The organism is Cohnella phaseoli, assembly GCF_003386235.1.
GTDB classification, from domain to species: domain Bacteria; phylum Bacillota; class Bacilli; order Paenibacillales; family Paenibacillaceae; genus Cohnella; species Cohnella phaseoli.
The window spans coordinates 47,770-72,223 of the sequence record NZ_QRDZ01000021.1 but is presented as its reverse complement, the minus strand read 5'-3'; the positions used below and the strand labels follow the sequence as shown (position 1 = coordinate 72,223).

Below are 24,454 nucleotides of genomic sequence, written 5' to 3'. Positions count from 1 at the left end.
CCCCTAAATTTAACACCTAGCCTTTGACCGAACCGACAACCATCCCTTTGAGCAAGTAGCGTTGAGTCAACAGAAAGAAAAGGATCATTGGGATCGCGGAAACGAAACATAAGGCATATACCGGTCCCCAGTCTACCGTATTGTTAGACCCCATGAACGAATAGATGGACATCATAAGCGGTGCGACCTTCGTTGAATTCAAGTAGATCAACGGGCCCTGGAAATCGTTCCAGTACCAGTAGATTGTCGTCGTAACGATCGTCGCCGTCGCAGGCATCAGCAGCGGAAAAATGATGCGGAAGAACGTCTCATACCGTCCGCAGCCGTCGATGAAAGCCGACTCCTCCAGCGCGTAAGGGATGGTCTTCGTAAATGCGGCGAAAAACAGCGACGCGAACGCCGTACCGCCTGCGACGTAAATGATAATCAGATAGGGCACCGTGTTGATCATTTGCGTGGCGACCCCCAGCTTGTAGAGCGGCAGCATGCTGGTCTGCGCAGGGATGATCTGGCCGGCCGCGAACAGAACATATAGCATTTTGATCATCTTCCGATTGGATCGGCTAATCATATACCCGGCCAACGAAGAGAACAGGACGATGAAAAACAGCGTAGCGACGCAAATGAAAATCGTCAGCAGCAAGGAGGCCGTAAAATCTGTGTTTTTGAACATTTTCGTATAGTTGTCGAAATTCGTTAGATCCGGCATATGGAACGCGTCGAAAATATGATCTTTGTCTTTGAACGTATTCAGGAAAAATAAGAGAAACGGGGCAAGAAACACGAGCGCCAACAAATACGAAGCGGCTTGCGCAGCCGTGCTTCCCGTTCTCCGTCTCTTATTCGCCGCAGCAGCGGAAGAGTTCATCAGAGCTGTACCTCCCTGCTCGTCGTCATCTTCAGCTGCAGGATGGAAACGATAGCAACGAACAGGAACAAGAGCACTCCTCCTGCCGTCGCGTATCCATAGTTACTATAGCTGAACGCCTGCTTGTAGATGATCATGGCGATCGTGTTGGAGGCGTCGCCCGGACCGCCGTTGGTCATAATAAACGGAAGATCGAACAACTTGAGCGTCGTTGTCAGTCCCAGAAAGGTTACGATCGTAATCGACGGCATCAGCAATGGGAACGTAATCGCCTTAAACCTGGCCCATGCTCCTGCCCCGTCCAATTCGGAGGCTTCATAGAGTTCGGCCGGGATGGAGTTTAGCCCGGCCAGAAATACGATAACCCCGAAGCCGACGCCGCCCCAGACCATGATTACGATCAACGCGGGAACGACGGTATCATAATTGCCAAACCATTCTCTCGCAAGCGACGGTAGGCCCAGCGATCGCAGCAGCTGATTAATCGCCCCGTCGTTATGATAGATTAGCGTCCATACGATCGACATCGTCACAAAGCTGACGACTCCCGGCAAGTAAAAAATCGTGCGCAGCGCGGACTGCATTTTCCCCGCGCGATTTAACGCCAGAGCGAGCAGCAGACTTAGAACATTACTGATCAGCAGACCCGCCAGGGCGAACACGAACGTATTCTTAAGCGCGATTGTGAAGCTCTCTTCCTTGAACAGGTTGACGAAGTTGTCGAATCCGATAAATACCGGGTTCGTAATCCCATCCCATTGCGTGAAAGAATAGTAGAGCGAGCTGACGAACGGCCATACTACAATGATAAGGAACAAGATCAGAGCAGGTCCGATGAACGAAAGCTCGATCAACCCGTTTTTCTTACCGGAATTCATAAGGCATCCCCGCTTTCGGCTTGACGCTACTGGTTGTGTTATTGCAAAGGGAGACAGCATCCCGCCGCCTCCCTCTCTCTTCTCCGCTTATTCCGGCGCCGCTACCAGCCCTTTGTCCCGCTGGAACGCCGTATCGGCTTCATCGAGCCAGGAAGGTTCAAATACTCTGCCCGACAGCATTTTGGTGAAGATTTTACCGTAAATATCACCGATCGAAGTCGGCATGAATTGTCCCGGAATGATGCTCTTGGTCGTACCGATGACATTCAGGAAATCCTTGTTTCCAATCTCGGCGTAGTCAATATCGATACCCTTAATCGCCGGGAAGACACCCGCATCCTTGTCGCGAATAACGATCGCTTCCGGATCGTGCATGGCGATGACCAGGTCCTTCGCCCGCTGAACATTGCTCGCCTTGGCGTTAACGCCGGTCAGCACCCCGGCCGTCACGCCCAACACCGGTTCGCCCTTGTCGCTTGGCAGCGCGAAGAATCCGGTTTCCATCCCGCCCTTGTCTTTCATCTCGCTGTTGACCAATCCGCCGATGTAAGCCCCGTGGATAATCATAGCCGCTTTGCCTTCCTCGAAGTCCTTGCGCTGCAAATCCCAACCGTTGCTGAGAGCGCCCTTGCCGAAGTATTCATTGTCTACAAGCAGCTGAAGCTTGGCGAAGGCCGCCTGTAGCTCCGGCCCGTTCAGCTTCTTCGTGCCTTGATAGACCTCCGTCTCGAACGTCTCGCTGCCATACTCGTTTGGCAAGAAAACACCGACGGTCATGTTCGCCACCCAGGCGTCTTTGAAGCCGCTTGCGAACGGCGCGATTCCTTTGGTTTTCAAGTCCGCCGCCACTTGCAGCAGCTCGTCCCACGTCTTCGGCACGGAAATGCCGTTCTCCTCGAACATTTTGCGGTTATACCAGACGCCGTTGCTGTTCAGATCGAACGGGACCGCATAGACCTTGCCGTCGTATGAGCTCTGGATCTTCGCCGCGCCGTCGATCTTCGTCACGAAATCCATGTCGGACAGATCGGCAATATATCCAGCCTTGGCGAACAAGGGGAGCTGCGCCGGCTGGAATTGAATGACGTCCGCGCCGGAGTGCGACGCCATCTGCGCCTTCAGCAGATCGAAATACTTCTCGCCGGGCGAGTTTCTGTATTCGATCGTCGCATTGGGATATTTGACCTTGTAGGCTTTCTCGAAAGCCTCTCGGTAGGCTTGGACGATCCCGAGCGGCTCGTCGGCCAGATTCCAGCTGGCTACGGAGATCGTGAATGCTTCCGTGTCCTGAACGGATTCCGATCCCTCCTGCGTCTGGCCCCCGCTTGCTCCCGAAGTCTCGCTAGATCCGGTCGGACTGGCTGCCGGCGTATTCCCGGCATCGTTGTTCGACCCGCAGCCTGCGATAACTCCGATCGCTAGCGTAGCCGTCAAAATCGAGATGAATGGTTTTTTCATTTGCAAAGCCCCTCCTCTGTCGTCGTGAATCCTCTCTGTTCGCGTCTTGCTTCTCTATTGTAAGCATGGCTATCGTCTGAAAGTAGAATCAAATATTTGATAATAGGAGTATTTTTTTGACCCGTTTCCCCCTGCTCTCCCACGGCAGAATCAAGTCATGGTATGATGTCAGCACAAGCTCAAGAGGACTACATGACAGGAGACAGCATCTATGCGCAATTGGCGGTTTCTCCTCAAGAACACCATCGCCTTCCGTTTGTTCGTTATCTATTTTGTTGTAATCTCGGTGCCTTTATTTCTCTACGGATTCCTGTCCTACAGCCTGTCGGCGCGCAACGCGGAAGCCGACTATATCCGCAACAAAGTCAACATCTCCTCTCAAATCATGCGCAATATCGACGAAAATGTCCTAGTGCTGCAGAAGCAATCCGCTTCTCTATTTCTGATCAACAAAGAGATCAACTACCTCTTAAACGCCGATCCGACGGACAGAAGCGATACGTTCTTCGAGGTTAAAGAACGCCTTGACAACTTTTTCCTTGCGGTGCTCCAGATGAACGACAAGCTGAACGGCATTAGTCTGTTGGACGCCGAGGGCGAAGTCAAATACGCGATCAACATTCAGGGGAAAAATTCAATCTCCGGCTCCGAGAAAGAGGAGATTTGGTTCAAGGAGACGCTGGCGCTGAACGGCGCTCCCTATTTCATCGATCCGCACACGAATGATTTCATCCTGTATTTGACGAATGAAACGAAGCCGACCGTTATCTCGGTTGCCCAATCCATCATGGATTATTATGCCAACAGGACCATCGGCGTGCTGCTCGTCGATCAGAATACGCAGCAGTTCTTCGATGATATCGCAACCGTCAATTTGCAGAAGGGCGAACAAGTCGCCATCATCAGCCGTACGGGTAAGTTGATTTATTCCAACATTCCCTTGGACGAGCCCGAGAAGCAGGCCATTTTGGATGCCGTACAGTCCGAAGGACAAACCCCGGCAAGAATTAATCTGGACGGCCGGCAGGAACTGCTGATCGCCAGCAAACCTTCGCAATACGGGTTTCAGGTAATTTCCCTGCTTCCGGTTGCCGAGCTGCAGAAGAAGAGCGCCTATCTCAAAAACATGAATTTAATCATGCTGCCGATCGTTACCGGGATCGTCTTTTTTATCTCCATAGCCGTCTCCTATATGTTCGTTAAGCCGCTGCGCAGAATGATGCCGTCGTTCAAGAAGCTGGAGATGGGAATCTTCTCTACGCGGGTCCCGGTGAAGGGAACTCACGAGCTTGCCCAGATCAGCAGCGCCTTTAATCATATGGTGCAAAACATCGAAAACCTGATCAACCAGAAGTACGAGGCCAACCTGCTCCGCAAGCAGGCCGAATTCAGCGCATTGCAGAGCCAGATCAACCCGCATTTCCTTTACAATACTCTGTACGCGACGAAATCCGTCATCGACCGGAACGAGTATGATAAAGCCTCCGCGATGATTCAGAATCTGTCGGAAATATTCCGCTACAGCCTGAATCAGGGAAGCAGCTCCGTAAGCCTGCGCGAGGAGATCGATCATATCCGCAAGTATTTATACTTGCATGAGATCCGTTTCGCCGACAAATACACCGTACATTACGACATAGACGAATCGTTGTGGAACTGTCGTTTGCTTCGGCTCACCCTACAGCCGATCGTGGAGAACGCCATCGAGCACGGGCTGAAAGAGAAATCGTTCGGCGGCGAGATCCGCATCTCTGCCAAAGCATCCGGAGACAAGTGGCTGATCTATATTTACGATAACGGCCGGGGATTCTCGGAGCAAGCGCTCAGCCACTTCAATACGCTGCTGAAGCAACCTTACGATGAGCCCCTTTATTCCATGGAGCATATCGGCATCCGAAACGTCAATTCCCGCATTCAACTTCAATACGGTCAGGAATTCGGACTAAAGATCGGCAGCAAGTCCGGTCTGCATACGACCATTAAAATCACGCTGCCTCTGCAGCGTACTCAGGAGGCGGATATGTAAGATGAATATTCTTATTGTCGAAGATGAGAGCCAGATCCGCTCGACTCTTCATGACTCTCTGCAAAGAATCGGCTTCACGGACATCTGGATGGCCCATGACGGCACGCAGGCGCTGGAAATGATCAAGAGCCGCAAATTCGATCTTATCCTCTCCGACATCCGCATGCCGGGAATGGACGGAATCGCGTTGCTGGAAACCGTACGAAGAGAATACAGCGACATTCTTTTTATCGTGCTTAGCGGATACGATTTATTCGAATACGCGCAGAAGGCGATCCGTCACAGCGCTTTCTCCTATTTGCTCAAACCTCTAAGCGACGAGGACTTGGAAACGGTCATGCGAGAAGCGCTCCGAGTGCTGAATCTGAAGCGCGAACTGTTCGAGGACGAGCTGAAAATCAAAATCAAGTTGAAACAAGGAACGACAGCGCTGCGCAGGCAGCTGCTGACAGAGGCGCTGAACGGACATGCGGATGAAAGCCAATTGGCTAGAAAATGCCAGGAATACGACCTTGAATTCACACATCCGCATTACTGCGTCTGGCTTGCGGGCATCGACAACTTAGACGAGCTTGCCCTCGCGATGTCCAATCCGGACCTCGAACTGCTGAAATACGGGCTGGAAAATATGTGTTCCGAGGTGTTCCGCGAGCGGGGATTCACGGCGGAGCCGTTCAAGTGGGAGGAAGGGGTCGGCTTCTTGCTAAACAGCGGCTCTCTCGACGAGAAAGGGGGATTTCCCGATATCGTCGGCCAGTCCTTGGCCCTTCGACAAATGGCACATACCTATTTGAAGCTGGATATTGCGGCAGCCATCGGTTCTGTAGAGTGCAGCTTGCCTGCCGCGGGAAATTCCTTCGATACGGCAAGAAGAGCTTACGCGCAGACGATCGCCGAGCCCCATGTCGACGGCGTATATGCCTATAGACCGGAAGAACCGATCCAGCCGCTGCTTCTGGCTCTTGACCTCAAGCTGGAACAGGAACTGCTCGCCGTCTTCGACTCCTGTCAGTTCGAGGCGGGAATGCAGTTCATCGCCGATCGCTATCGGATCTTCGCGAAACCTTGCTCCTTCGAGATCAAGGATGTTCAGCAATTAAACTATCACCTGCTCATCCTCATCCATAAGATCATGAGCCAGCTTGGCTTCGATCCGGAAGCTGTGATGGGGGAGGAATACTATCTTTATACGAAGGTCAATCGCCTTAAGAGCATAGCCGCAATCATCGAATGGTTTCAGACATTGCTGCAAAGTTGCTTTGACTACATCTCCGAGAGATCTACCAGAAGCACAAAGAAGCTGGTGGACAAGGCCAAAGAATTTATGAGCGCCCATTTCCATGAAGAAATCGGCCTCGAGCTCGTCTCCGAACAGCTGCACATCAGTCCCGAGTATCTCAGTCGCGAATTCAAGAAGGAAAGCGGCGAGAACTTTATCGATTTCCTGCTCCGGCTAAGAATAAACAAGGCTAAAGAATATATGAGACAAGGAAACTATAAGACCTACGAGATCGCCAGACTTGTCGGATACCACGACGAAAAATACTTCTCTAAAGTCTTCAAGAAAACAACGGGTTTCACCCCAAGCGAGTACAGGTTCAGGAACACTTGATTTCTGAAGGTGAAAGGCGACAAGTCGCATGCTATAATCGATGAAACTCCGAGGAAAAGAGGTTAAACGGATGACAACCGGGATTTCCCCCTCCTATCGTTTCGCATATATCGTATCTTTCCTGCTTCATCCATTTGTGCTCATCGTTCCGTTATTCATGATCATTTCGATCCGTTTTGCGCCTACCGTCTACGAAGGAGTACTGTGCGGCATCGTCATTATTCTCGGATCGGCCGCCGCCCCGTTCGCGTTTATCCGGCGCGGCGTATCGCGAGGACGCTGGAGCGACCATGACATCAGCCGCCGCGAGCAGCGCCTCGTTCCGTTCCTGTATACGATCGGTTGCATGGTTTGCGCCTTCGCATTTCTGCTCTTATTGGAAGCGCCGCTTGAGCTGCTGGCGACCTTCGCCGGTATGGTCTGCGCCGTCGCCTCCGCTCTGCTCGTCACGCAGCTGGCACGCTGGAAAATCAGCCTGCATCTGATCGGAGTGACCGGAACGGTCTTGACGCTAGCGCTGCTCCTAACACCGCTAGCTTACTGGCTTGCTCCGCTCATCGTCCTCGTCGGCTGGGCAAGGTGGCGCGTCGGTGCACATACCCTCTCACAAGCGCTCGCGGGAGTTGCATTGGCAGCGACCGTCACCTTCCTCGTCTATCAAGCGTTCGGTCTATAATCCTCTCGCGACGTACGGCTTCTACCGCTACCCAGCAGCGGGATGAGCGCGGCCGAGCCTGCCATAAACAAAATCGCGGAAATCGAATAGACGATTTGCAGCGACAGCGTCGCTTTTAATCCGCCCCCGAGCGACATTCCGACAACCATCATGCCCATAAACAGCGGAGTCATCACGCCCCCTACTCTGCCGATATAAGCCCCTTCCGTATTTCGCATAATCATCGTTTGGATTCCGATCATAATCAGCGGGTAGCACAGCCCGCTGGCGATTTGTAACGCGATAATGACCGCCAGGCTGTGCGACCATCCGATACCGACCGTTCCGGCCGCGCTAACCAGCAAGCCGAATGCCAGCAGCTGCTGCGGTTTGGCTTTTTTGACGGCGGTCATCACCAGCGCACCGCCAACCAGCGTCGCCGCTCCGTTGGTCATAAGCAGCCATTGGACAAAGGTCCGGTCCTGTCCCAGGTTTTCAATGGCGACAAACAGCAGCAGCGGCTGGATCAGACCGACGGCAAGTCCCGCCGCTACGAATGTGCCGCCAAGCGTACGAAGGGTCCGATTCGCAGCCACGTATCGCAGGCCATCCTTCAGCTCCTGTAGAAAATGCGCCTTGCCTCTCCCCGCAGTCGGCTCCTCGTCGTCCTTCGGAAGTCTCAACAGAAGAAGTCCGGAGCCGACGATCAAGATTCCCATTGCGGTCAAAGAAGTCTCTATCCCGAACGCGGAATAGACAAACGCTCCGGCGACCGGGCCGATTACCATAAAGAGCGAAGAAAGCGACTGATGAGCGGCCATCACGCCCTGAAGCTGCTTGTCCGGGACGTGCCGCTTAAACAGCTTCATCGCCGACGGCTGTGAAAATTGCGACAGCACCGAAGAAACGAACGCCGCGAAAAACAGCGCGTGCCAGCTTCCGTATATAAGCGCCAGCAGTACGGCAAATACGGACGCCGCGGTAAGAAGATCGCTCCAAACCATCGTGCGGCGCGGCTTCCAGCGATCCGCCAGCGTTCCCCCGATCATGGAAAAAATGAAAATCGGCGCAAACTCGGCCACCGAGATCAACGAAACGTAATAAGAGTCGTTATCGGTCATTTCGCTCACATACAGCAAAACGGCAAAGTTTCTGATCCAGACGCCCAAATTGAGCAAAATTCTGGACGATAAGATGACGCGGACGTAACGATTGTTCCACATGCCATAATTCCCTCTCTTTAAAACAAACAAATTTAATTTACGTTTATTAATATACAAACAAATTATATTTTTGTCTATGTTTTTATTCGGGGATGGAAGTTCATTGCTCTTTCGCCGATTCGGCCTTACAATGGTAAGGTTGCTTCAAGATAAGGAAAGGATCTCAACCATGAATCACAAACCGTCATCTGCGCCTATTCCGGTTCTCCTTCCGTTAATCGTGGGAATGATCGCCATTTCCTTCGCTCCGATTCTCGTCCGTTACTCCGATGCTCCGGTATCTGTCCAAGGCATGTACCGCATGCTGTTCACAGTGCTGCTGATGCTGCCGTTCGGCCATCGCCAACTGCGATCGGTATCTTCGATTTCGCGCAAGGATTGGGGCTTGCTCGGGCTGGCCGGATTTTTTCTGGCGCTGCACTTCTTGCTCTGGATGGCTTCGCTTAATTACACGTCGATTGCAAGCTCCACGATTATTCTCACGCTGGAACCCGTCTTCGTTATGATCGGCGCCTACTTTGCGTTCAAGGATAAAATCGGCAAGCTGCCGCTGCTCGGACTCGCCCTCGCTTTGGCAGGGGCCTTCGTCGTCGGCTCCGGGGATTTCCGCATCTCTGGCGAAGCGTTTAAGGGGGATATGCTAAGCTTCACGGGCATGCTCGCGGTCGTCGTGAACATGCTGGTGGCCAAAGTCATTCTCAGGCGAGTTTCTTCTTATTTGTACAGCCTGATCGTGTTCGCCATCGCTTTCGTCTGCTTTGCGATTTATAATGCCGTTCTTGGAATTAACGTCATCGATTATGTGCCGACGGAATGGCTCATTTTCATCCTGCTCGCCATCGTTCCAACTGTGCTCGGCCATATGATCTTTAATTGGCTGCTGCAATTCATTAGCCCGACGACCATTTCGATGACCGTACTTGCAGAGCCGGTGGGGGCCAGTCTGTTGGGGCTGATGTTGTTCGGAGAAATGTTGACGACGTCCCAGCTTATCGGCGGCGTTTTGGTCATCGTTGGCCTGCTGCTCTATATGCGGACGGAATCGCTCGGCATTCCTGCTGCCTCCACTTCCGCAGAAGCCGCCTGAACTACCTAAAGGGGCTGTACCATAAGCAAAAAGTCGTACAAAAAAAAGATCGATAGAGAGTGTTCGTGCATGTGCACCTTCTCTTTATCGATCATCTTGTACGACCCTGCTTATGGTGCGGCCCCTTACTATCTGCGCCTTACTAGTTAAATTGTTTCGCTGGCCGATCCTTTGCGAACTGTTTGAGCAGCGGCGGCGTAACCAGCGTCGTCACGATCACGGCAATAATGATCGGGGTGTAGTAATTCGGAAGCACTAGACCGCCCTGCAGGCCCATCGTGGCAATGATCAGCGCGACCTCCCCCCGAGATACCATACCCGCTCCAATCAAAAGCGATGAACGTCCGTCGAAGCCGGTCACACGGGCGCCGAACCAGCCCCCCGCCAACTTCGTAATGCAGGCGACCACCGAGACGACAAGCAGGAATAGCCACTGTTCTCCGATTCCGGCGAAGGAGACGTTCAGCCCGATACTAACGAAAAAGACCGGAACGAACAGCGAGTACGCGATCGGCTCGATTTTCTCCTCCACCGTCTTCTTGAATTCGGTCTGAGCGATGGCGATTCCGGCGGCGAAAGCGCCGATAATGCCGGCCATTTGCAGTTCCTCCGCGAAGTAAGCGAAAGCGAAGCAGATCACCAATGCGGCGCTAACGACCGCCTCGGTTACCTTCAGCGGCGCCAGCCATTTCAGCACTCTCGGGACGACCAACCAGCCAACGGCGATCACTACGGCGAAAAACAGCGCCTTCTTGCCGATCAGCGCGCCAATCGAAATATCCGCTCCCGTTCCGAATGCGCTCATCATAACCGCCAGCAGAACGACAACGAGCACGTCGTCGAGCACGGCCGCGCCAAGAATCGTTGTCCCTTCGCGCGAATTCAGCCTGTTCATATCCTTGAGCACCTGCACGGAGATGCTGACGGAAGTCGCCGACAGCACGACTCCAAGAAATAACGAGGCGGTCGTGCTTAATCCAAAGACGATTCCGGCAGCGTACCCGCCAGCGAATGGAACGATAATTCCGGCAACGGCCACTGCAAACGCCGATTGCCAATTTCGTCTCATCTGCTCCAGATCGGTCTCAAGCCCTGCGATAAACATTAGCAGCAGCACGCCGATTTCCGCCGCTTGATCGATAAAGCCTCCCTGGGAGACCCAGCCGAGCACGGCGGGCCCAAGCGCGATTCCGGCTAGCAGCTTGCCCAGAACGGCAGGCTGTCCCAGACGGACGGACAGATCTCCCGCCAACTTCGTACATAGAATGATCAACATAAGCTCCAAAATGAATTCCACGCGTTTCCCCCCGTTGCATGCTTTCCACAGCCCTAAAAAAGACAAAAAGAAGCCTGCTGTGACAGGCTCCTCCGGATTGCTGCTTATTTTGTTCATGAATAAAGCTTATTATACCGTTTATTTAGCAGCTTCTCAATAGCGGCTTTGGCGCCATCTGCGGGATGGCGGCGCTAACCTACAACTCCACCATCGCTTTAATGACCCCCGACGTCGGATCCATCCAGTCCGAGAAAGACTCGATCATGTCGCCGATCGGCGCTCTATGCGTAATGTATCGCTCTACGTCGATGGAGCCGCTTCTCACCGCTTCGTACACCGTCTCGAAATCCTCTCTCGTCGCATTGCGGCTGCCCATTAGCGTCAGCTCGCGGCTATGAAAAAGCGGATCGTGAAAAGCGATGTCGGTTTTGACGAGACCGACGTAGACCAGCGTTCCGCCATGCGCGGTCAGGCCGAAGGCGGCAGCCATCGAAGCCGCGTTCCCGGTCGCATCGAACACGACCGTCGGCAGTTCTCCGTTCGTCAACCTCGTCAGTTCGTCGAGCGCGTCCCCTCTCGCGTTCACCGTCTCGTCAATGCGCGCCCACGATCGGCAGAAAGCAAGCCGAGCTTCGTTCACATCCATAGCGACGACCCTGGCTCCGGCATGACGAGCAAACGCCATTACGCCGAGCCCGATCGGCCCGCCCCCGATCACAAGCGCCGTCTCTCCCGCCTGAAGCCCCGATCTTCTCACCGCATGCGCTCCGATACTGAGCGGCTCCAGCACGGCCGCTTGGTCAAGCGTCAGATCGTTCGCCCGAACGAGATGCGAGATCGGCACAGCGATGCGCTCTCTCATGCCCCCGTCGATATGGACCCCCAGCACCTTCATAGAAACGCAGCAATTCGTTTTGCCGCGGCGACAGGCGCCGCATTTCCCGCAATGCATATACGGAATAATGCCGACCCGGTCGCCGACGGCCAAACCCGCTTTGTTCTCCCCTATGCGCTCAATAATTCCCGCAAGCTCGTGGCCAAGCACCCGCGGATAGGTAAAGAACGGCTGATTGCCGCCAAAAGCATGAATGTCGGTGCCGCAAATGCCGACTCTCTTGATGCCGACAATCGCTTCGTCCTCCCCCAACACAGGCTCGGGCAGCTCAATCGGCTCAAAGCGCCCCACCTCCGCGCATACAATTCCGAACATCGTCCCGCCTCCTTATCCTGTAATGCCTTCGTTATATTCCGGTCGGCCGCTTGTCCAGGTCAGATCGCGCACGGGCGCCAAAATGTCCTTTACCTCCTGCAGCAGCGCCGCATCTATAGGCTCCTCCGCCCATTGAGCATTGTCGCGAATGTTGTCCGGGCTGGCCGTGCTGACAAGCGTCGTCGGAATGCGCTCGTCGGCCGTCGAGAACTGCACCGCCAGCTTGGCGATGTTCTCCCCCTGGTTCGCGCAATGCTCTGCCGCACGCCGGCAAACGGCTTTCAGCTCGGGGCTCGCAGGATGCCAGTCCGGCGTTCCGCGCAGACTAAGCAAGCCCATGGACAACGGCGAGGCGTTGACAAGACCGACGTCCTGGCTCTCCAGCAGCGGGAGCAGGCGAAGCAGAGAAGTATCGTTAAGCGAATAATGGCAGTACGAGATGATGGCATCCGCGTCGATCTGCGGGAGCAGTTGTTCAAACAGCGAAAGCGGCAATCCGCAAATGCCATAGTTGCGGATTTTGCCTTCCTGCTTTAGCTTGTGCAGCGTCGGCACGGCTTCCTCCAAAATGATGTCCGCCGGGACAAACTCGATGTCGTGCAAAAACAAGATATCGACGTAGTCGGTATGGAGTCTGGCGAAGCTCTCTTCCAGGCTCGCCCGGATGCGGCCGCCGCTGAAATCGAAGCTGTCCGGACCGTATCTGCCCGCTTTCGTGGACAGCAAATAGCGGTCGCGCGGAACGTCCTTAAGCGCCTTGCCCAGCACGGTCTCGGCTTTCGTCAGCCCGTAATACGGCGAGACGTCGATATAATTGATGCCGCTGTCCAGCGCGGCGTGAACGGCGCGGATCGCCTCGGCGTCGTCGGTCTCCCGGAAGACGGAGCCGAGCGAGGACGCCCCGAAGCTTAGCACCGATACGTCCAATCCCGTTCTGCCCAGCTTGCGTTTTTTCATCAGAGAATCACTCCATCTTTGAAAATCGCGATTTCGCGAAAACCGTTCTCTTCGTTCAGCGTGTGCGCCTCTCCGGAAGCGATGGCGAGCGTCCGCTCCCACAGCTCGTCGGTCAATTCCTCCATGCTTTTATCCTTTAACAGGCGACCGGCGTCGAAATCGATCCAGTTTTTTTTGCGCTGGGCCAGTTCGCTGTTGGTCGATAGCTTCACGGTAGGCGCGGGTCCGCCGAACGGCGTTCCTCTCCCCGTCGTGAAGAAGACGATGTGAGCGCCTCCCGCGGTCAGCGCAGTGACGGATACGAGGTCGTTGCCGGGCGCTTCCAGCAGATTCAACCCGGCGCTGTGCACCCGTTCGCCGTACGGCACGACATCGGTTACGATCGAGTTGCCGCCCTTCTGCGTGCAGCCAAGAGATTTCTCCTCCAGCGTCGTAATGCCGCCGGCCTTGTTGCCCGGGGACGGATTCTCGTAAATTTCCTGATTGTGCCGGATAAAATATTGCTTAAAGTCATTGATCAGCGATACGATCCGCCCGAACACGCCTTCGTCCGCAGCGCGATTCATCAGAATCGTCTCCGCGCCGAACATTTCCGGAACCTCGGTTAAGATCGCCGTGCCTCCGAATTCGATCAGCCGATCCGACAGCGAGCCGACAAGCGGGTTGGCCGTGAGGCCGGAGAAGCCGTCCGAACCGCCGCACTTCAGGCCGATTTTCAGCTTGGAAACCGGTACCGGCTCCCGCTCGAACGTCTCCGCGTATTCCACCAATTGTTCGACCAGCGCCAGTCCCTCTTCCAGCTCGTCCTCCAACTCCTGCGACTTCATAAATTTGATTCTGCGCGAGTCCGATTCTCCGATCGCTTGCTTGAACTGCTCGATCTGATTGTTCTCGCAGCCGAGTCCGACGACGAGCACGCCTGCCGCGTTGGGATGGTTGGCTAACGACGCCAACAGCTTCTGAGTGAAGCGCAGATCGTCGCCCAGCTGCGAGCAGCCGAACGGATGGGAGAAATGATAGACGCCGTCCACGCGCCCGCGATACATCGCGTTCGCGCGATTGGCAATGATTTCGCACGTTTTGTTGATGCAGCCGACGGTATTGATCACCCAGATTTCGTTGCGAATGCCGACTTCTCCATTTGCTCTTACATAGCCTTGGAATGTTTGCCTCGGCGCAGCTTTGGCGCTTGCCGTCTGGGCGGAGGGCTCGTACTTATAGTCGAGCAGCCCCTTTAGCCCCGTTCGCAAATTGTGCGTGTGCACCCAAGCTCCCGGCCGCAGGTCGGCCTTCGCCTTCCCGATCGAATAGCCGAACTTGAGCACATCGTCGCCTTCCGCGACGGGTCTTGTCAATATTTTGTGCCCTGCGGGCACGTCCTCGGTTAACGTCAGCTGCGTTCCGTCCTCCAGAACGATTGTCTCTCCCGCCGCCATAGCTCTTAGCGCAATAACGACCTGGTCGCGCTCCGATACGCGAAGCCATTCCCTCATGCCTGCTCCTCCTTCGTCCATTCCGCCCACGCCTGCTCCACTTTTTCCGTCAAGCCCGGCCACTGCGCCAAATTCGTTCCCCACAGCTTCTCACAAGCGAGCAGCCGTTCCGCCGTCCGTCTCGGCGCTTCTCCCGTTCGCTGCGCCTCTTCCCATTCCGCTGCCATAACTTCCAATACCGCCGCATCGTCTCGCACCGTATAAGCGCGTCCGTCAAACGCCGCCCCTCTATACTCGTTCCCCTCGCGCCGAACGCGATAATAGCGAAGCAGCGCGGCCAATCCTTTGGCTAACCCGCTTGGTATCGACTGTCCGCTCTGTACATAATGCTCAAGCGAGGGAAGCAGACGCGCCTTGAACTTGCTGACGCTGTTCATCGCAATATCCGCCAATCTGTGGCGGACGTACGGGTTCATATAGCGGTCGAACACCACCTCGGCGTACGCGTTCATCTCTTCCTGAAGATAAGGCAAAGACGGAATAATCTCTTCGCGTACGGTCGATCTGACGAATGATCCGAGCTTCTCGTGTTCCATCAGCTCGCGAACATGCTCCGTTCCGCTGAGAATGCCTAGCGGCGTCATCAGCGTATGGGCTCCGTTCAGAATTCGCACCTTGCGCTCCCGATAGGGCTGTAAACTGTCCGTCCATACGACGTTCAGACCCGCACTGGCAAAGGGCAGCAGCTCGTCAAGCTCGGGCTCGCCCTCGATCGCCCATAGATGGTACGGCTCCGCTACGCAAAGAAGCTCGTCGCGATACCCCCACTCGGCGAACCAGGCTTCGGCCTGTTCTTCATCCGGATAGCCGGCCACGATTCGATCCACGAGCGAATTCAGAAAACGGTTAGCCGTTCGCACCCATTCCCGGAACGCTTCAGGCAATCCCCAATCGGCCGCATATTGCAGCACGCTTTCCTTAAGCGCGTCTCCGTTGCGCTCCAGCAGCTCGCAAGGAAGAAACAGCAGACCGCGATCGGCCGCCCCTTCGTACTCCAAGTATCTGCGATAGAGAAGGTAGGCGATTTTCCCCGGGAAGGACACGATCGGTTCGCCCTCCGTCAGCGTCTCCGGTCGATAGACAAGCCCCGCCTCCGTCGTATTGGAGACGACAAGCTTCAGCTCCGGGCTGACCGCCAGCCGGATCATCCGCTGCCAATCGTCATACGGATCGAACGCTTCCGCGAACACGGAGACGATCTCCCTGCGCTCTACCGGCTTGCCTTCGTCGATTCCGCGAAGCACCAGCGTATAGAGTCGATCCTGCTCGTTCAAGGCTTCGATTTTGGGCTTGCCCGACGGCCTTGGCTGCGTTACCGCAACCCCTCCGCGAAACAAACCTTGCTGGCGGCTCGTCTGCACCATCCAATCGAAGAAACCGCGCAAAAAGTTGCCTTCTCCAATTTGCAGCACCGTCACCGGCGCATTATCGGTTATCCGACCTGCCGCCATAGCGTCCACAATCTGCAATTGTTGTCGATTCAGCTTGTTCATCGTTTATAAAACTCCTTTGCGTTAAGTCCATACAGACGGGCGCGCTCCGCCGCTCCCCAACGTTCGGGCAAGCTCCGCTCGATCACTTCGAACACTTCATCGTATTCTGCGGCAAGCAGGCACACCGGCCAATCGCTTCCGAAGAGAACGCGCTCTGGACCAAAAAGCTCCAGCGTATGGCGCACATATGGCCGGAACTGCTCATACTGCCATTCCGCGTGATCGGCCTCCGTCACCATGCCCGACAGCTTGCAATAGATGCCGGGATGTCCGGCAATCTCGCTCATCTGCGACAGCCACGGCTCCAGTCGTCCCTCGGCGATGGCGGGCTTGGCGATATGGTCGACCACTCCGCGCAAGTTCGGGACGAGGCGAAGCAGTCGGATCAAGGGCCCCAGTTGATCCGAGCGGAGGAGCAGATCGACCGGGACGTCCTCCTCGGCATAAGAGCGAAGCGCTTCCACGAACGCTGGCTCCAAAATGCGGGAAGCGTCCGGCATCTCCTGAATCATCACGCGGAAGCCGACGAATTTCGGATGGGCCGCCATCCGCCGATAATGCTCCCGATGGTTCGGATCGTGCAGGTCGAGCCATCCGACTACCCCTAATATGGAAGGCTCCCGCGCTGCAAGCCCCAGCAAATATTCCGTCTCCTCCACTGTCGGCGCTGCCTGTACCGCAATCGTTCCATCTATGCGATGCCTGGAAAGGGACGGCCGAAGGTGCTCCGGCAACAGGTCGCGGTACAGCGTAGGCAGCTCCGGAGTAATCCAGCCGTAGTCGCCTCGTTCGATTTTCCAATAGTGCTGATGCGCGTCGATTCTCATGTAACCTCTCCCTTGCATGCCTAAACCGCTCCCGATCCCGGGGGTTGTTGTCGTCCTATTGCTTTATTTTATCAGCTATAATCGTTGTAAAAAGGTTTAATCCTTGCGAAAATATACTCAATTTTGATATGTTCTAAGCATAACGCATGTCAGGGAGACGCATCCGATGAAAATTTACCGCAAACCGTTCGCGAGCGAGCCATTGTTTCCGTTCCAATTCGTCTATAGAGATAAGAAAAGCCCGGAGCGAGAGCTGCCGGACCATTTGCACGATCAATATGAGTTTTTTTACGTCTACACAGGCAAAGCGACGTTCTTCATCGATCAGAAGCTGTACGACATTAAAGCCGGCGATCTGCTGCTTGTGCCGGGCAATTCGATCCATCGCTCGTTTCAGGACGCTCAAGATCCGGTGACCTCGACTGCCGTTTTTTTCGCCCCGAGCTTCGTCTCCGTCGACGATATCGGCGAGTCGTACAGCAGCCTACGCTGCTTCGACCTCGCTCGCAAGCGCAAGCGTTATCGATTGGAGCTCGACAAGCCGCTCCGTTTGGCTACGGAGGAAGCGATGGAGCGCATGCGCGAAGAGCTTGAGAACAAAGCGGTCGGCTATCGCCATGCCGTCAACTTGCTGCTGCAGCAGTGGCTGCTGTTGATCAACCGCCATATGAACAGCCTATTGGAAGACGATGGCGACGAATCCGGCATCGGCCCGCAATGGATGAAGGACGTGCTCCACTATATCGCGGCGCACCCTGCATCCGATCTCGGCCTCGCCGCTCTGGCGAAGCAAGCGTCCGTCACGGGTGCGCATTTCTCGCGGGTGTTCAAGCAGATTACCGGCATGAATGTGACCGATTACGTCAACGCCAAACGCGTCGTACTAGCCAAGGAGCAGTTGCTTGCCAGCGACGACAACGTCAGCCTGATCGCCGAGCGTTGCGGCTTCGAGAGTCTGCCCCATTTTCACCGCGTCTTCAAGAAGCTTACGGGTACGACTCCGGCGAGTTATCGGCGGGGCTGAGTCGCTTTCGATCCGCCTTCGCCTGGATAGCCCCCCTTATTCCCTCGCAAGCCCCTCGTTGGCCGAAGGCTTAGCCGAAGCTCTGCCTTTAACGAACAGCAGCACCGGGACTATCGCTGCGCTCAGCGCGATAATGAGCCAGAACGGCAGGCTCTTGTCCGCTTGGTAGAGCGTGGTGGTGACGATCGGCGTTACGATGGCGGTTATGCCCTGGACGGATGCGATCAGGCCGGCCACGCCGCCCTGCTGTTCCTTCGATACGGAGAGCGAGGCCGCCGCCATAAACCCCGGCATAGACATGCCCGCACCTACCCCGAACAGGAAAAACGCCAAATAGTAGTAAGCTTTGCTCCCCGAATAGAGAAAGATCAGCATACCGAGCAAAATAAACAACGATCCGACCAACATCATCGTTTTGGGCTGAAGCTTCATCCATTTCATCTGAACGACCTGTACAAGCAGCATGGCGACTCCCGCCAGCATCAGTCCGACGGACAGCATACGTGCCGTCTCCTGTCCGGTCAGATGCAGCATGTCCTGAAAATAAAATCCGCCGACGACCTGAATGCCGATCACCGCGGTCATTGTCACGAAACCCGCCAGCAAATAAAGTCGCAGTCCGGATTGGAACGGGTTAACCTTTGGCGGCCTCTCTTGCATGATCGGCTTCGCCGGAGGAATGAACAGCAGCGCTGCGACGAACGCCACGAACGACAGCGCCGTGCCGAAATAAAGCGGCCACAGCAGCCCGATTCCGGTGAAAGCCCCCGCAATGGCCGGACCGAACACCAGTCCCATGCCGTTCGCCGCGCTAATGATCGCCATGCCGGCCGTACGCTCCTGTCCTTCGGTGACATCGCCCATATAGGCCTGCGCCGAAGACAGTACTGCGGGGATAAACAGACCGATCATGCTGCGCGTGACGATAAGCAGCGCGACCAGCATACCGCCGGCGATCCAGCCCTTAAGACCGGAGTACAGCGCCAGCGCGAACAACAGGCAGCTTACGCCCATTCCGATAAATCCCGTTAAAATGATCGGCTTCCGCCCTCTCGTATCGCTCCGACGGCCCCAGATCGGAGCCATGATCGCCATCCATACGGAGCCAAGCGAAATGATCCAGCCGGAATGGCTTTCGCTTAAGCCAAGCTCGCGAATAAGCGGCGGCATGATCGGCGAGATCAGCATCAGGCTGAGCATGGCTACAAATACGCTGAAAAAAATACTGGCTTTGATTCTGAACATCTTATGCTTCTCCTCTCCTTCTCTCGTCTGGACTAAACGATACAGGAGAGGTCGGCCTTTCGCCGCCTCTGTACGGATTTTCTTGCCGCTCCACGGATTATTCCTGCGCGCCGTCCCCGCGCTAATAGATCCGTTTGACCGCCGAAGGCTTGATGCCGAACGTTTTGCCGAATTGCTCGGAGAAGGCGCTGATATTGCTGTAGCCGGTCTCGATCCCCGCCTGCGTGACGTTGCAATGTCCGCTGCGCAGCAGCTTCATCGCATGGTCCATCCGGATTTGCCGCAAGTAATCGAACACGGTGGATTGGAAAATGGCCTTAAACCCTTTTTTTAGCTTGAAATCGTTGATGCCCACCCGCTTCGCCAGCGCAAGCAGCGACGGCGGGTGCCGCATCTCCGCTTCGAGAATTTCCGCCGCCCGGCGCACCCGACGGAGATCTTCCCTCGACAGTCCCTCGCAGACGGGCACCGGATCGAACAGCTGCATAAAGTACAAGTTCAGCAGCTCGTAAGCGGCCGCTTCCATCAACAGCGGAGATCGTCCGGTCCCTCGCAGCTCGCCGATCAGCTGATTCGCCAGATTCAAGCCGCGCTCGTCGGGCATGAAGTCAAGCTGCTTAAAGACGGCTCCCTCCGTCAGCCGCTCGAAATGCCGGTTGACCGGACGCGTAAGCGCGGACATCGCATATTCGAACAGCTCGACCGGAATGCCGAGCGCGAACGAACAGATCGGCTCCTCGCAGCCGAAGTCGAATTTGACGTCGAAATCCTGCATCAGCAGCAAAGCCCCCTTGCCGCTCTCCAACGTAAAATCCAGCCCGGATATGCTGGCGGAGCGTCGTCCCGACATGGCGAACTGCAGCTCGACCATTCGCTCCCGCGTCGCAAAGCGATTCGTCTGCCGCGAATGCAGCCGATACTCCGAATACACGATTTCAATCCCGCTGTAGGTGCTTAATCGATGGATCGTCCCTTCCCCTACGGACGGCGAGAGAGAATAAGTCGTCGGGCCGATGCGGGAAAAAGGAGCGGTATCGAAATAAAGCTGATAGATGGTATCCAAGGAGGCGTTCATACCTGCTCCCTCCCTAATTAATTAATGAGAATTATTCTCAATTAAGTGTAGCCGACATTTTGATTATTTTCCACTATAAAAATGTATATCGGGATTAGCGATTTGCGGATTACCGTTAATTTCTGTCCGTCATGTTGAAAAATTCTTGAGCAGAAAGACGAAACCTAATTGAGGCGGGGCAAGGTCTGAGAGGTAGGAGAAAATAAAGTGAAATGTTCGATATCAACCCTAGGGCGTGTATGCAGACTCCGAGGATAGCAGATTTTGCCGAATTTTCGTTCCATGCAAGGAACTTTGGTGAAGGCGTACCGGGGATACGTCAAGCAAAAGTGACGAAGCAGGCGGTGAAAGATGCGCCTGAGCGGGTTTGCATACACGCCCTAGTTTCGGACGGGGGAGAGTCGGTTGGACAGCATGCGATAAAGCGGAAAAGCAGGCTTATATATGGGGAAAGAGACATTTTGCGGGAAATAGAGCGGTTTCTCCGTCTTAAATTCGAGAAAAGTGGATTTATTGAAATTTAAAGCGGGAAAACCGCTTTATTCATGCCGAATCCGCCCGGTAGCCGGAAATAAAGCGGGAAAACCGCCTTATCTCCAACTATAGAATCGGGGCTTGAGGGCTGCGCCGCTTAACTCCATTCAACTCAACAACTGAATGCCCGATAACACTAAGCCGATCAGGAAGCCGCACAGAGCGCCGTTAACGCGAATCCATTGGAGATCGCCGCCGATTTTCTCTTCCAGCATCTCGACGAGCTGCTTGTCGTTCATCTTGTCGATGTTGTCTTTAATCAGCAGCCCGATGCGATAATGGTTCGCTTCCACGGCGTCGGCGACGAAGGCGAGCACTTTGCGTTCCGCCTCTTCCACGGTCTCAGGTTCGGCCTGAAGCCTGCGCACGACATAGCGGAGCGCGGAGACGACTTTGCGCCCGCCCCGTTCCATCTCCTGCTCCAGCGCCGAAAGTATCGATTGGCGCAGCGACTCCAGACGGTCCAGCAAAAACTGACCGCTGTCCGGATGCTCGATTTTGTCCAAGACCCAAGATTTGCCCTGCGACAGTAGCGACCCGTTGTCTGCAGCCTCTTTCAACTGACGGCGAATTTCCGTCAACAGCTTGTCCCTGTTTGCGTTTCCGGGCATGAGCAAATCCCGGATGCTCGACAGCAGTAGTTGCTGAATCATCCCGCCCAACTTGTCCTCGCTCATAAATCCGGCGAAAGCCTGCACCGCAAAGCCCATAAACCCGCCGACCTTCGCTTCGGACACTTTCTGCATGGCGATCGAGCCGAGCATGTACGCCGTCTCCGGCTTGCTTACCCACAGTCCACCCTGTCTAAGCGCGTAATCGAGCGCACGCTCGTCCATCCGCTCCCGAATGACGGCTTCTACCGCTTTGTCCGCCATAGGCTTCACGTCGATCCGACTAACCGCCTCCGCAATTGCGCGCTGCATGTAAGGCGCGAACGTCTCCAAGGGCAGCCGGGCGACGAAAGCGTGCGCCAGCTTCAGGACGCCGACCCGATTGCTGCGTTTGGCGACCAGTCGAACGAGCCCCGTGCCCGCCGTTTTCATCAATTGAAACTGCTTTAGCTTTTCCTTAATGCTTTCTTTGTTCAACAGCTCGTTTTCCAGCGCGGATATGAGCGATCGGGAAATTTTGTCCCGGTTTTTGAGCAGCAGCGACGTGTGAGGGATCGGAATGCCGAGCGGATGACGAAACAGCGCCGTTACCGCGAACCAATCCGCGAACCCTCCGACGAGCCCCGCTTCGAAGCCGCCCTTCAGCAGCTCCGTCACTGGATGATAGGGCAGCAGCAGCGTGACGACAAAACCGACTCCCATCGCAACTAACGACAGCGCGGCGATGTACCTTGTTCTCATTGTTTTCATGGATGATGACCTCGTATGGAAAGATTAGGCGTCAATCTCTAGTATAACCTAAACGGGTCCTCAATCCGAAATGGAAAAGGCAGCATAGCCGCTTAACGATAGGGCAGTCGAACTGTAAACGCGCTTCCTTCGCCCGGATTGCTGCTTACCGAGACGCTTCCTCCGTGAAGCTCGACGATTCGGCGCACGATGGCCAGCCCCAGTCCGCTGCCGGAACGGGCCGGAGTCCTTGACTTGTCCGCCTTGTAAAAACGCTCGAAAATATGGGGAAGCTCCTCCTCCCCGATCCCGATGCCGGTGTCGGTTACAGTTACTGCGACCTCCCGTTCAACCGCCGTTTCGATTCGAATCGTCCCGCCGGGACGAGAAAACTTAATGGCATTAACAATCAAATTAAACCACACCTGGTACAGAAGCTGCGGATCGGCGGACACGACGATTTCGGCCAGCTCCGGTTCGACGTTTAAACGCTTCTCGCTCCACTGCCATTCCGTTACGATCAGCGCCTGGCGAATTTGCTCATCCAAGCGGAACGGGGTTTTGCGAATTAACCCGGCTTCCTTGTCCAACGCCGCCAGCGTCAAAAGCTGCTTGCTTAAGGAGGATAGTCGGTTGCTTTCCTTGACGATAATGGTCAGATAGCGCTCCGCTTCCTCCGGCGTCGCTTCCCGATCCAGTATCGTCTGCGCAAAGCCCTGAATGGAGGTCAGCGGAGACTGAATTTCGTGAGAGACGTTGGCGACGAACTCCTGCCTCATCTCGTCAAGTTGCTTCAGCGATTGCGCCATTGCCGTAAAGTCGCGGGCCAGGTTGCCGATCTCGTCCCGCCGCGATACGTTCAAAGCGACATCGTAATGGCCGCCGACGATTTGATGCGTTGCCCGCGTCAAATGCTTGACGGGTCTGACGATGGATCGGGAGAAAATGACGATCAGCGCCACGCTGCTCATAAAAGCGACTCCCATCAATACGGCCATAAATAGGCGAATTTCGCCGATCTGCTGCTCCAGGTCCGGCCGGATGAACAGAGCGTAGCTCTGTTCTCCGACCTGGATCGGCAATCCGACGCTATTGCGCAGACTGTTCTCGAAAAAGCCGAGCAGAAGTCCGCGCTCCTTCCGAATGCCGTCGTAGGTCCCCCCTGCCAGCACGTTTCGAATTTGTTCGGGCTCAAGCTTCTCGTGCTTGAAGGGCCTGCCGTAATAAGCGCCCTCAAGCCGCTCGTTCACCGCATAAATTTGGAACCCCATATTGGCGATATGCTTGAGGTAGACGTCAAAGTCCAGCCCCGAAGTCTGCCCGTATAAAGCTCGGATCTCTTCGCCGATACGCGTCACTTTCCGCTCGTTCTCGTCCTTTAATTGAGATTGATAATAAAAACCCGCAATCCATAACGCAAACAAGCTGCTGACCAAGGAGATAAGCACAAATGTAACGACGATCCGCAAATACAGTGTTTTCATTCCGCCTTAACCTCGACTTTATAGCCGATGCCGCGTACCGTCGTAATGACAAAATCGTCCGCTTGCTCGGCAAACCGCTCTCGCAGCCGTTTGATATGCACGTCGACCGTTCGGCTATCTCCTTCGTAATCGGCTCCCCAGATCAACTGAACCAGCTGCTCTCTCGTAAAAATCCGTCCCGGATGGCTTGCCAGCTGAGCCAGCAGCTCAAACTCCTTTAGCGGAATAGCGACGACTTCGCCGCCTATCTTGACCTCATAGCTGTTGCGGTCGATGACTGTACGGTTTAAGCGAATCAGCTCGGCGGACACGACCTGGTATCGGCGCAGCAGAGCTTTGACGCGAAAGAGCAGCTCCTTCGGCTCGAACGGCTTCACGAGATAGTCGTCGGTTCCGGACAAGTAGCCCTTTTCCTTGTCGTCGAGCCCGCCCTTGGCCGTCAACAGCAGCACCGGAATATCGTAGTCTCTGCGGATCTCCTCGCACAGCTCCCAGCCGTTTTTGACCGGCATCATAATGTCGACGATTGCGGCGTGAATCGTTTCTTTATCCAGAATAGCGGAAGCTTGCTCGCCGTTCTCGGCCTCGTGAACCGTATAGCCCTCTTTTCTGAACAGCAGCCTTAACAGTTCCCGAATGTACGGGTCGTCGTCGGCAACCAGCAGTTGCACTCTCATCTTCCCGCCCTC

21 protein-coding genes are annotated in these 24,454 nt (G+C 55.1%); 6 read left to right on the top strand and 15 right to left on the bottom strand.

Features of this window, described 5'->3' with window-relative positions:
• Positions 1–16: 16 nt before the first annotated feature.
• From DFP98_RS23705 to DFP98_RS23695, 3 genes are all read right to left on the bottom strand, one after another.
• Positions 17–868, bottom strand: a complete 852-nt coding sequence (locus tag DFP98_RS23705) for a carbohydrate ABC transporter permease (RefSeq protein ID WP_116063098.1) — start codon at positions 866–868, stop codon at positions 17–19.
• The gene (locus DFP98_RS23700) at positions 868–1,746 is read right to left on the bottom strand and encodes a carbohydrate ABC transporter permease (protein WP_181917901.1); all 879 of its coding nucleotides are present in this window, start codon (positions 1,744–1,746) and stop codon (positions 868–870) included. Before DFP98_RS23700 ends, DFP98_RS23705 begins: the two co-directional genes overlap by 1 nt.
• Positions 1,747–1,833: 87 nt before the next feature.
• Positions 1,834–3,204, bottom strand: coding sequence for an ABC transporter substrate-binding protein (locus DFP98_RS23695; RefSeq protein WP_116063096.1), 1,371 nt, complete (start codon positions 3,202–3,204; stop codon positions 1,834–1,836).
• Positions 3,205–3,415: 211 nt separating this feature from the next.
• Here DFP98_RS23695 and DFP98_RS23690 point away from each other — a divergent pair, with 211 nt between their 5' ends.
• The 3 genes from DFP98_RS23690 (at position 3,416) to DFP98_RS23680 (ending at position 7,518) form a co-directional block, all read left to right on the top strand.
• Entirely contained in the window at positions 3,416–5,230 is a 1,815-nt protein-coding gene (locus DFP98_RS23690) for a cache domain-containing sensor histidine kinase (RefSeq protein WP_116063095.1), read from the top strand.
• Between the two features lies 1 nt (position 5,231).
• Positions 5,232–6,842: a response regulator gene (locus DFP98_RS23685; protein WP_116063094.1), complete on the top strand. Its 1,611-nt coding sequence runs from the start codon at positions 5,232–5,234 to the stop codon at positions 6,840–6,842.
• Between the two features lie 70 nt (positions 6,843–6,912).
• Positions 6,913–7,518, top strand: coding sequence for a hypothetical protein (locus tag DFP98_RS23680; RefSeq protein WP_116063093.1), 606 nt, complete (start codon positions 6,913–6,915; stop codon positions 7,516–7,518).
• On the opposite strand, the gene DFP98_RS23675 is transcribed toward DFP98_RS23680, so the two are convergent.
• Positions 7,500–8,720, bottom strand: coding sequence for an MFS transporter (locus DFP98_RS23675; protein WP_116063092.1), 1,221 nt, complete (start codon positions 8,718–8,720; stop codon positions 7,500–7,502). The genes DFP98_RS23680 and DFP98_RS23675 overlap by 19 nt on opposite strands.
• A 169-nt stretch (positions 8,721–8,889) precedes the next feature.
• Here DFP98_RS23675 and DFP98_RS23670 point away from each other — a divergent pair, with 169 nt between their 5' ends.
• The gene (locus DFP98_RS23670) at positions 8,890–9,807 is read left to right on the top strand and encodes a DMT family transporter (RefSeq protein ID WP_116063091.1); all 918 of its coding nucleotides are present in this window, start codon (positions 8,890–8,892) and stop codon (positions 9,805–9,807) included.
• A gap of 142 nt (positions 9,808–9,949) precedes the next feature.
• On the opposite strand, the gene DFP98_RS23665 is transcribed toward DFP98_RS23670, so the two are convergent.
• From DFP98_RS23665 to DFP98_RS23640, 6 genes are all read right to left on the bottom strand, one after another.
• Positions 9,950–11,104: a cation:proton antiporter gene (locus tag DFP98_RS23665; RefSeq protein ID WP_116063177.1), complete on the bottom strand. Its 1,155-nt coding sequence runs from the start codon at positions 11,102–11,104 to the stop codon at positions 9,950–9,952.
• A 175-nt stretch (positions 11,105–11,279) separates the two neighbouring features.
• Positions 11,280–12,293: a zinc-binding alcohol dehydrogenase family protein gene (locus DFP98_RS23660; protein ID WP_116063090.1), complete on the bottom strand. Its 1,014-nt coding sequence runs from the start codon at positions 12,291–12,293 to the stop codon at positions 11,280–11,282.
• 12 nt (positions 12,294–12,305) lie between these two features.
• Entirely contained in the window at positions 12,306–13,250 is a 945-nt protein-coding gene (locus tag DFP98_RS23655; protein ID WP_116063089.1) for an aldo/keto reductase, read from the bottom strand.
• Positions 13,250–14,743 (bottom strand): UxaA family hydrolase, encoded by a 1,494-nt coding sequence (locus tag DFP98_RS23650; protein WP_116063088.1) that lies wholly within the window; start codon positions 14,741–14,743, stop codon positions 13,250–13,252. Before DFP98_RS23650 ends, DFP98_RS23655 begins: the two co-directional genes overlap by 1 nt.
• Entirely contained in the window at positions 14,740–16,236 is a 1,497-nt protein-coding gene (locus DFP98_RS23645; RefSeq protein ID WP_116063087.1) for a tagaturonate reductase, read from the bottom strand. The genes DFP98_RS23650 and DFP98_RS23645 overlap by 4 nt, the downstream gene beginning before the upstream one ends.
• Positions 16,233–17,063 carry an amidohydrolase family protein gene (locus DFP98_RS23640; RefSeq protein ID WP_116063086.1) on the bottom strand — a complete coding sequence of 277 codons (831 nt, stop codon included), beginning with the start codon at positions 17,061–17,063 and terminating at the stop codon, positions 16,233–16,235. Before DFP98_RS23640 ends, DFP98_RS23645 begins: the two co-directional genes overlap by 4 nt.
• A gap of 166 nt (positions 17,064–17,229) precedes the next feature.
• Here DFP98_RS23640 and DFP98_RS23635 point away from each other — a divergent pair, with 166 nt between their 5' ends.
• Entirely contained in the window at positions 17,230–18,087 is an 858-nt protein-coding gene (locus tag DFP98_RS23635) for a helix-turn-helix domain-containing protein (RefSeq protein ID WP_116063085.1), read from the top strand.
• A 36-nt stretch (positions 18,088–18,123) separates the two neighbouring features.
• On the opposite strand, the gene DFP98_RS23630 is transcribed toward DFP98_RS23635, so the two are convergent.
• Both DFP98_RS23630 and DFP98_RS23625 read right to left on the bottom strand, forming a co-directional pair.
• The gene (locus DFP98_RS23630) at positions 18,124–19,332 is read right to left on the bottom strand and encodes an MFS transporter (RefSeq protein WP_116063084.1); all 1,209 of its coding nucleotides are present in this window, start codon (positions 19,330–19,332) and stop codon (positions 18,124–18,126) included.
• A 121-nt stretch (positions 19,333–19,453) separates the two neighbouring features.
• Complete coding sequence (locus tag DFP98_RS23625) at positions 19,454–20,407, bottom strand: helix-turn-helix transcriptional regulator (RefSeq protein WP_116063083.1); 954 nt, start codon at positions 20,405–20,407, stop codon at positions 19,454–19,456.
• Between the two features lie 212 nt (positions 20,408–20,619).
• Between DFP98_RS23625 and DFP98_RS23620 the strand changes: the two genes are divergently transcribed.
• Positions 20,620–20,931: a hypothetical protein gene (locus tag DFP98_RS23620; protein ID WP_116063082.1), complete on the top strand. Its 312-nt coding sequence runs from the start codon at positions 20,620–20,622 to the stop codon at positions 20,929–20,931.
• A 117-nt stretch (positions 20,932–21,048) separates the two neighbouring features.
• Here DFP98_RS23620 and DFP98_RS23615 read toward each other — a convergent pair whose 3' ends face one another.
• The 3 genes from DFP98_RS23615 to DFP98_RS23605 all read right to left on the bottom strand — a co-directional run bounded on the left by DFP98_RS23615 (position 21,049) and on the right by DFP98_RS23605 (position 24,442).
• Complete coding sequence (locus DFP98_RS23615; RefSeq protein ID WP_116063081.1) at positions 21,049–22,302, bottom strand: DUF445 domain-containing protein; 1,254 nt, start codon at positions 22,300–22,302, stop codon at positions 21,049–21,051.
• 92 nt (positions 22,303–22,394) lie between these two features.
• Complete coding sequence (locus tag DFP98_RS23610; protein ID WP_116063080.1) at positions 22,395–23,765, bottom strand: sensor histidine kinase; 1,371 nt, start codon at positions 23,763–23,765, stop codon at positions 22,395–22,397.
• Positions 23,762–24,442, bottom strand: a complete 681-nt coding sequence (locus DFP98_RS23605) for a response regulator transcription factor (protein ID WP_116063079.1) — start codon at positions 24,440–24,442, stop codon at positions 23,762–23,764. The genes DFP98_RS23610 and DFP98_RS23605 overlap by 4 nt, the downstream gene beginning before the upstream one ends.
• Positions 24,443–24,454: the final 12 nt, after the last annotated feature.

Excerpts from the sequence above, each read along its gene's own strand:
- DFP98_RS23685 (WP_116063094.1), top strand. The coding sequence starts at position 5,232 with ATGAATATTCTTATTGTCGAAGATGAGAGCCAGATCCGCTCGACTCTT.
- DFP98_RS23690 (WP_116063095.1), top strand. The coding sequence starts at position 3,416 with ATGCGCAATTGGCGGTTTCTCCTCAAGAACACCATCGCCTTCCGTTTG.
- DFP98_RS23655 (WP_116063089.1), bottom strand. The coding sequence starts at position 13,250 with ATGAAAAAACGCAAGCTGGGCAGAACGGGATTGGACGTATCGGTGCTA.
- DFP98_RS23630 (WP_116063084.1), bottom strand. The coding sequence starts at position 19,332 with ATGTTCAGAATCAAAGCCAGTATTTTTTTCAGCGTATTTGTAGCCATG.
- DFP98_RS23660 (WP_116063090.1), bottom strand. The coding sequence starts at position 12,293 with ATGTTCGGAATTGTATGCGCGGAGGTGGGGCGCTTTGAGCCGATTGAG.
- DFP98_RS23700 (WP_181917901.1), bottom strand. The coding sequence starts at position 1,746 with ATGAATTCCGGTAAGAAAAACGGGTTGATCGAGCTTTCGTTCATCGGA.
- DFP98_RS23680 (WP_116063093.1), top strand. The coding sequence starts at position 6,913 with ATGACAACCGGGATTTCCCCCTCCTATCGTTTCGCATATATCGTATCT.
- DFP98_RS23610 (WP_116063080.1), bottom strand. The coding sequence starts at position 23,765 with ATGAAAACACTGTATTTGCGGATCGTCGTTACATTTGTGCTTATCTCC.
- DFP98_RS23705 (WP_116063098.1), bottom strand. The coding sequence starts at position 868 with ATGAACTCTTCCGCTGCTGCGGCGAATAAGAGACGGAGAACGGGAAGC.
- DFP98_RS23675 (WP_116063092.1), bottom strand. The coding sequence starts at position 8,720 with ATGTGGAACAATCGTTACGTCCGCGTCATCTTATCGTCCAGAATTTTG.
- DFP98_RS23605 (WP_116063079.1), bottom strand. The coding sequence starts at position 24,442 with ATGAGAGTGCAACTGCTGGTTGCCGACGACGACCCGTACATTCGGGAA.
- DFP98_RS23695 (WP_116063096.1), bottom strand. The coding sequence starts at position 3,204 with ATGAAAAAACCATTCATCTCGATTTTGACGGCTACGCTAGCGATCGGA.
- DFP98_RS23640 (WP_116063086.1), bottom strand. The coding sequence starts at position 17,063 with ATGAGAATCGACGCGCATCAGCACTATTGGAAAATCGAACGAGGCGAC.
- DFP98_RS23645 (WP_116063087.1), bottom strand. The coding sequence starts at position 16,236 with ATGAACAAGCTGAATCGACAACAATTGCAGATTGTGGACGCTATGGCG.
- DFP98_RS23620 (WP_116063082.1), top strand. The coding sequence starts at position 20,620 with ATGTTCGATATCAACCCTAGGGCGTGTATGCAGACTCCGAGGATAGCA.
- DFP98_RS23625 (WP_116063083.1), bottom strand. The coding sequence starts at position 20,407 with ATGAACGCCTCCTTGGATACCATCTATCAGCTTTATTTCGATACCGCT.
- DFP98_RS23650 (WP_116063088.1), bottom strand. The coding sequence starts at position 14,743 with ATGAGGGAATGGCTTCGCGTATCGGAGCGCGACCAGGTCGTTATTGCG.
- DFP98_RS23670 (WP_116063091.1), top strand. The coding sequence starts at position 8,890 with ATGAATCACAAACCGTCATCTGCGCCTATTCCGGTTCTCCTTCCGTTA.
- DFP98_RS23615 (WP_116063081.1), bottom strand. The coding sequence starts at position 22,302 with ATGAAAACAATGAGAACAAGGTACATCGCCGCGCTGTCGTTAGTTGCG.
- DFP98_RS23635 (WP_116063085.1), top strand. The coding sequence starts at position 17,230 with ATGAAAATTTACCGCAAACCGTTCGCGAGCGAGCCATTGTTTCCGTTC.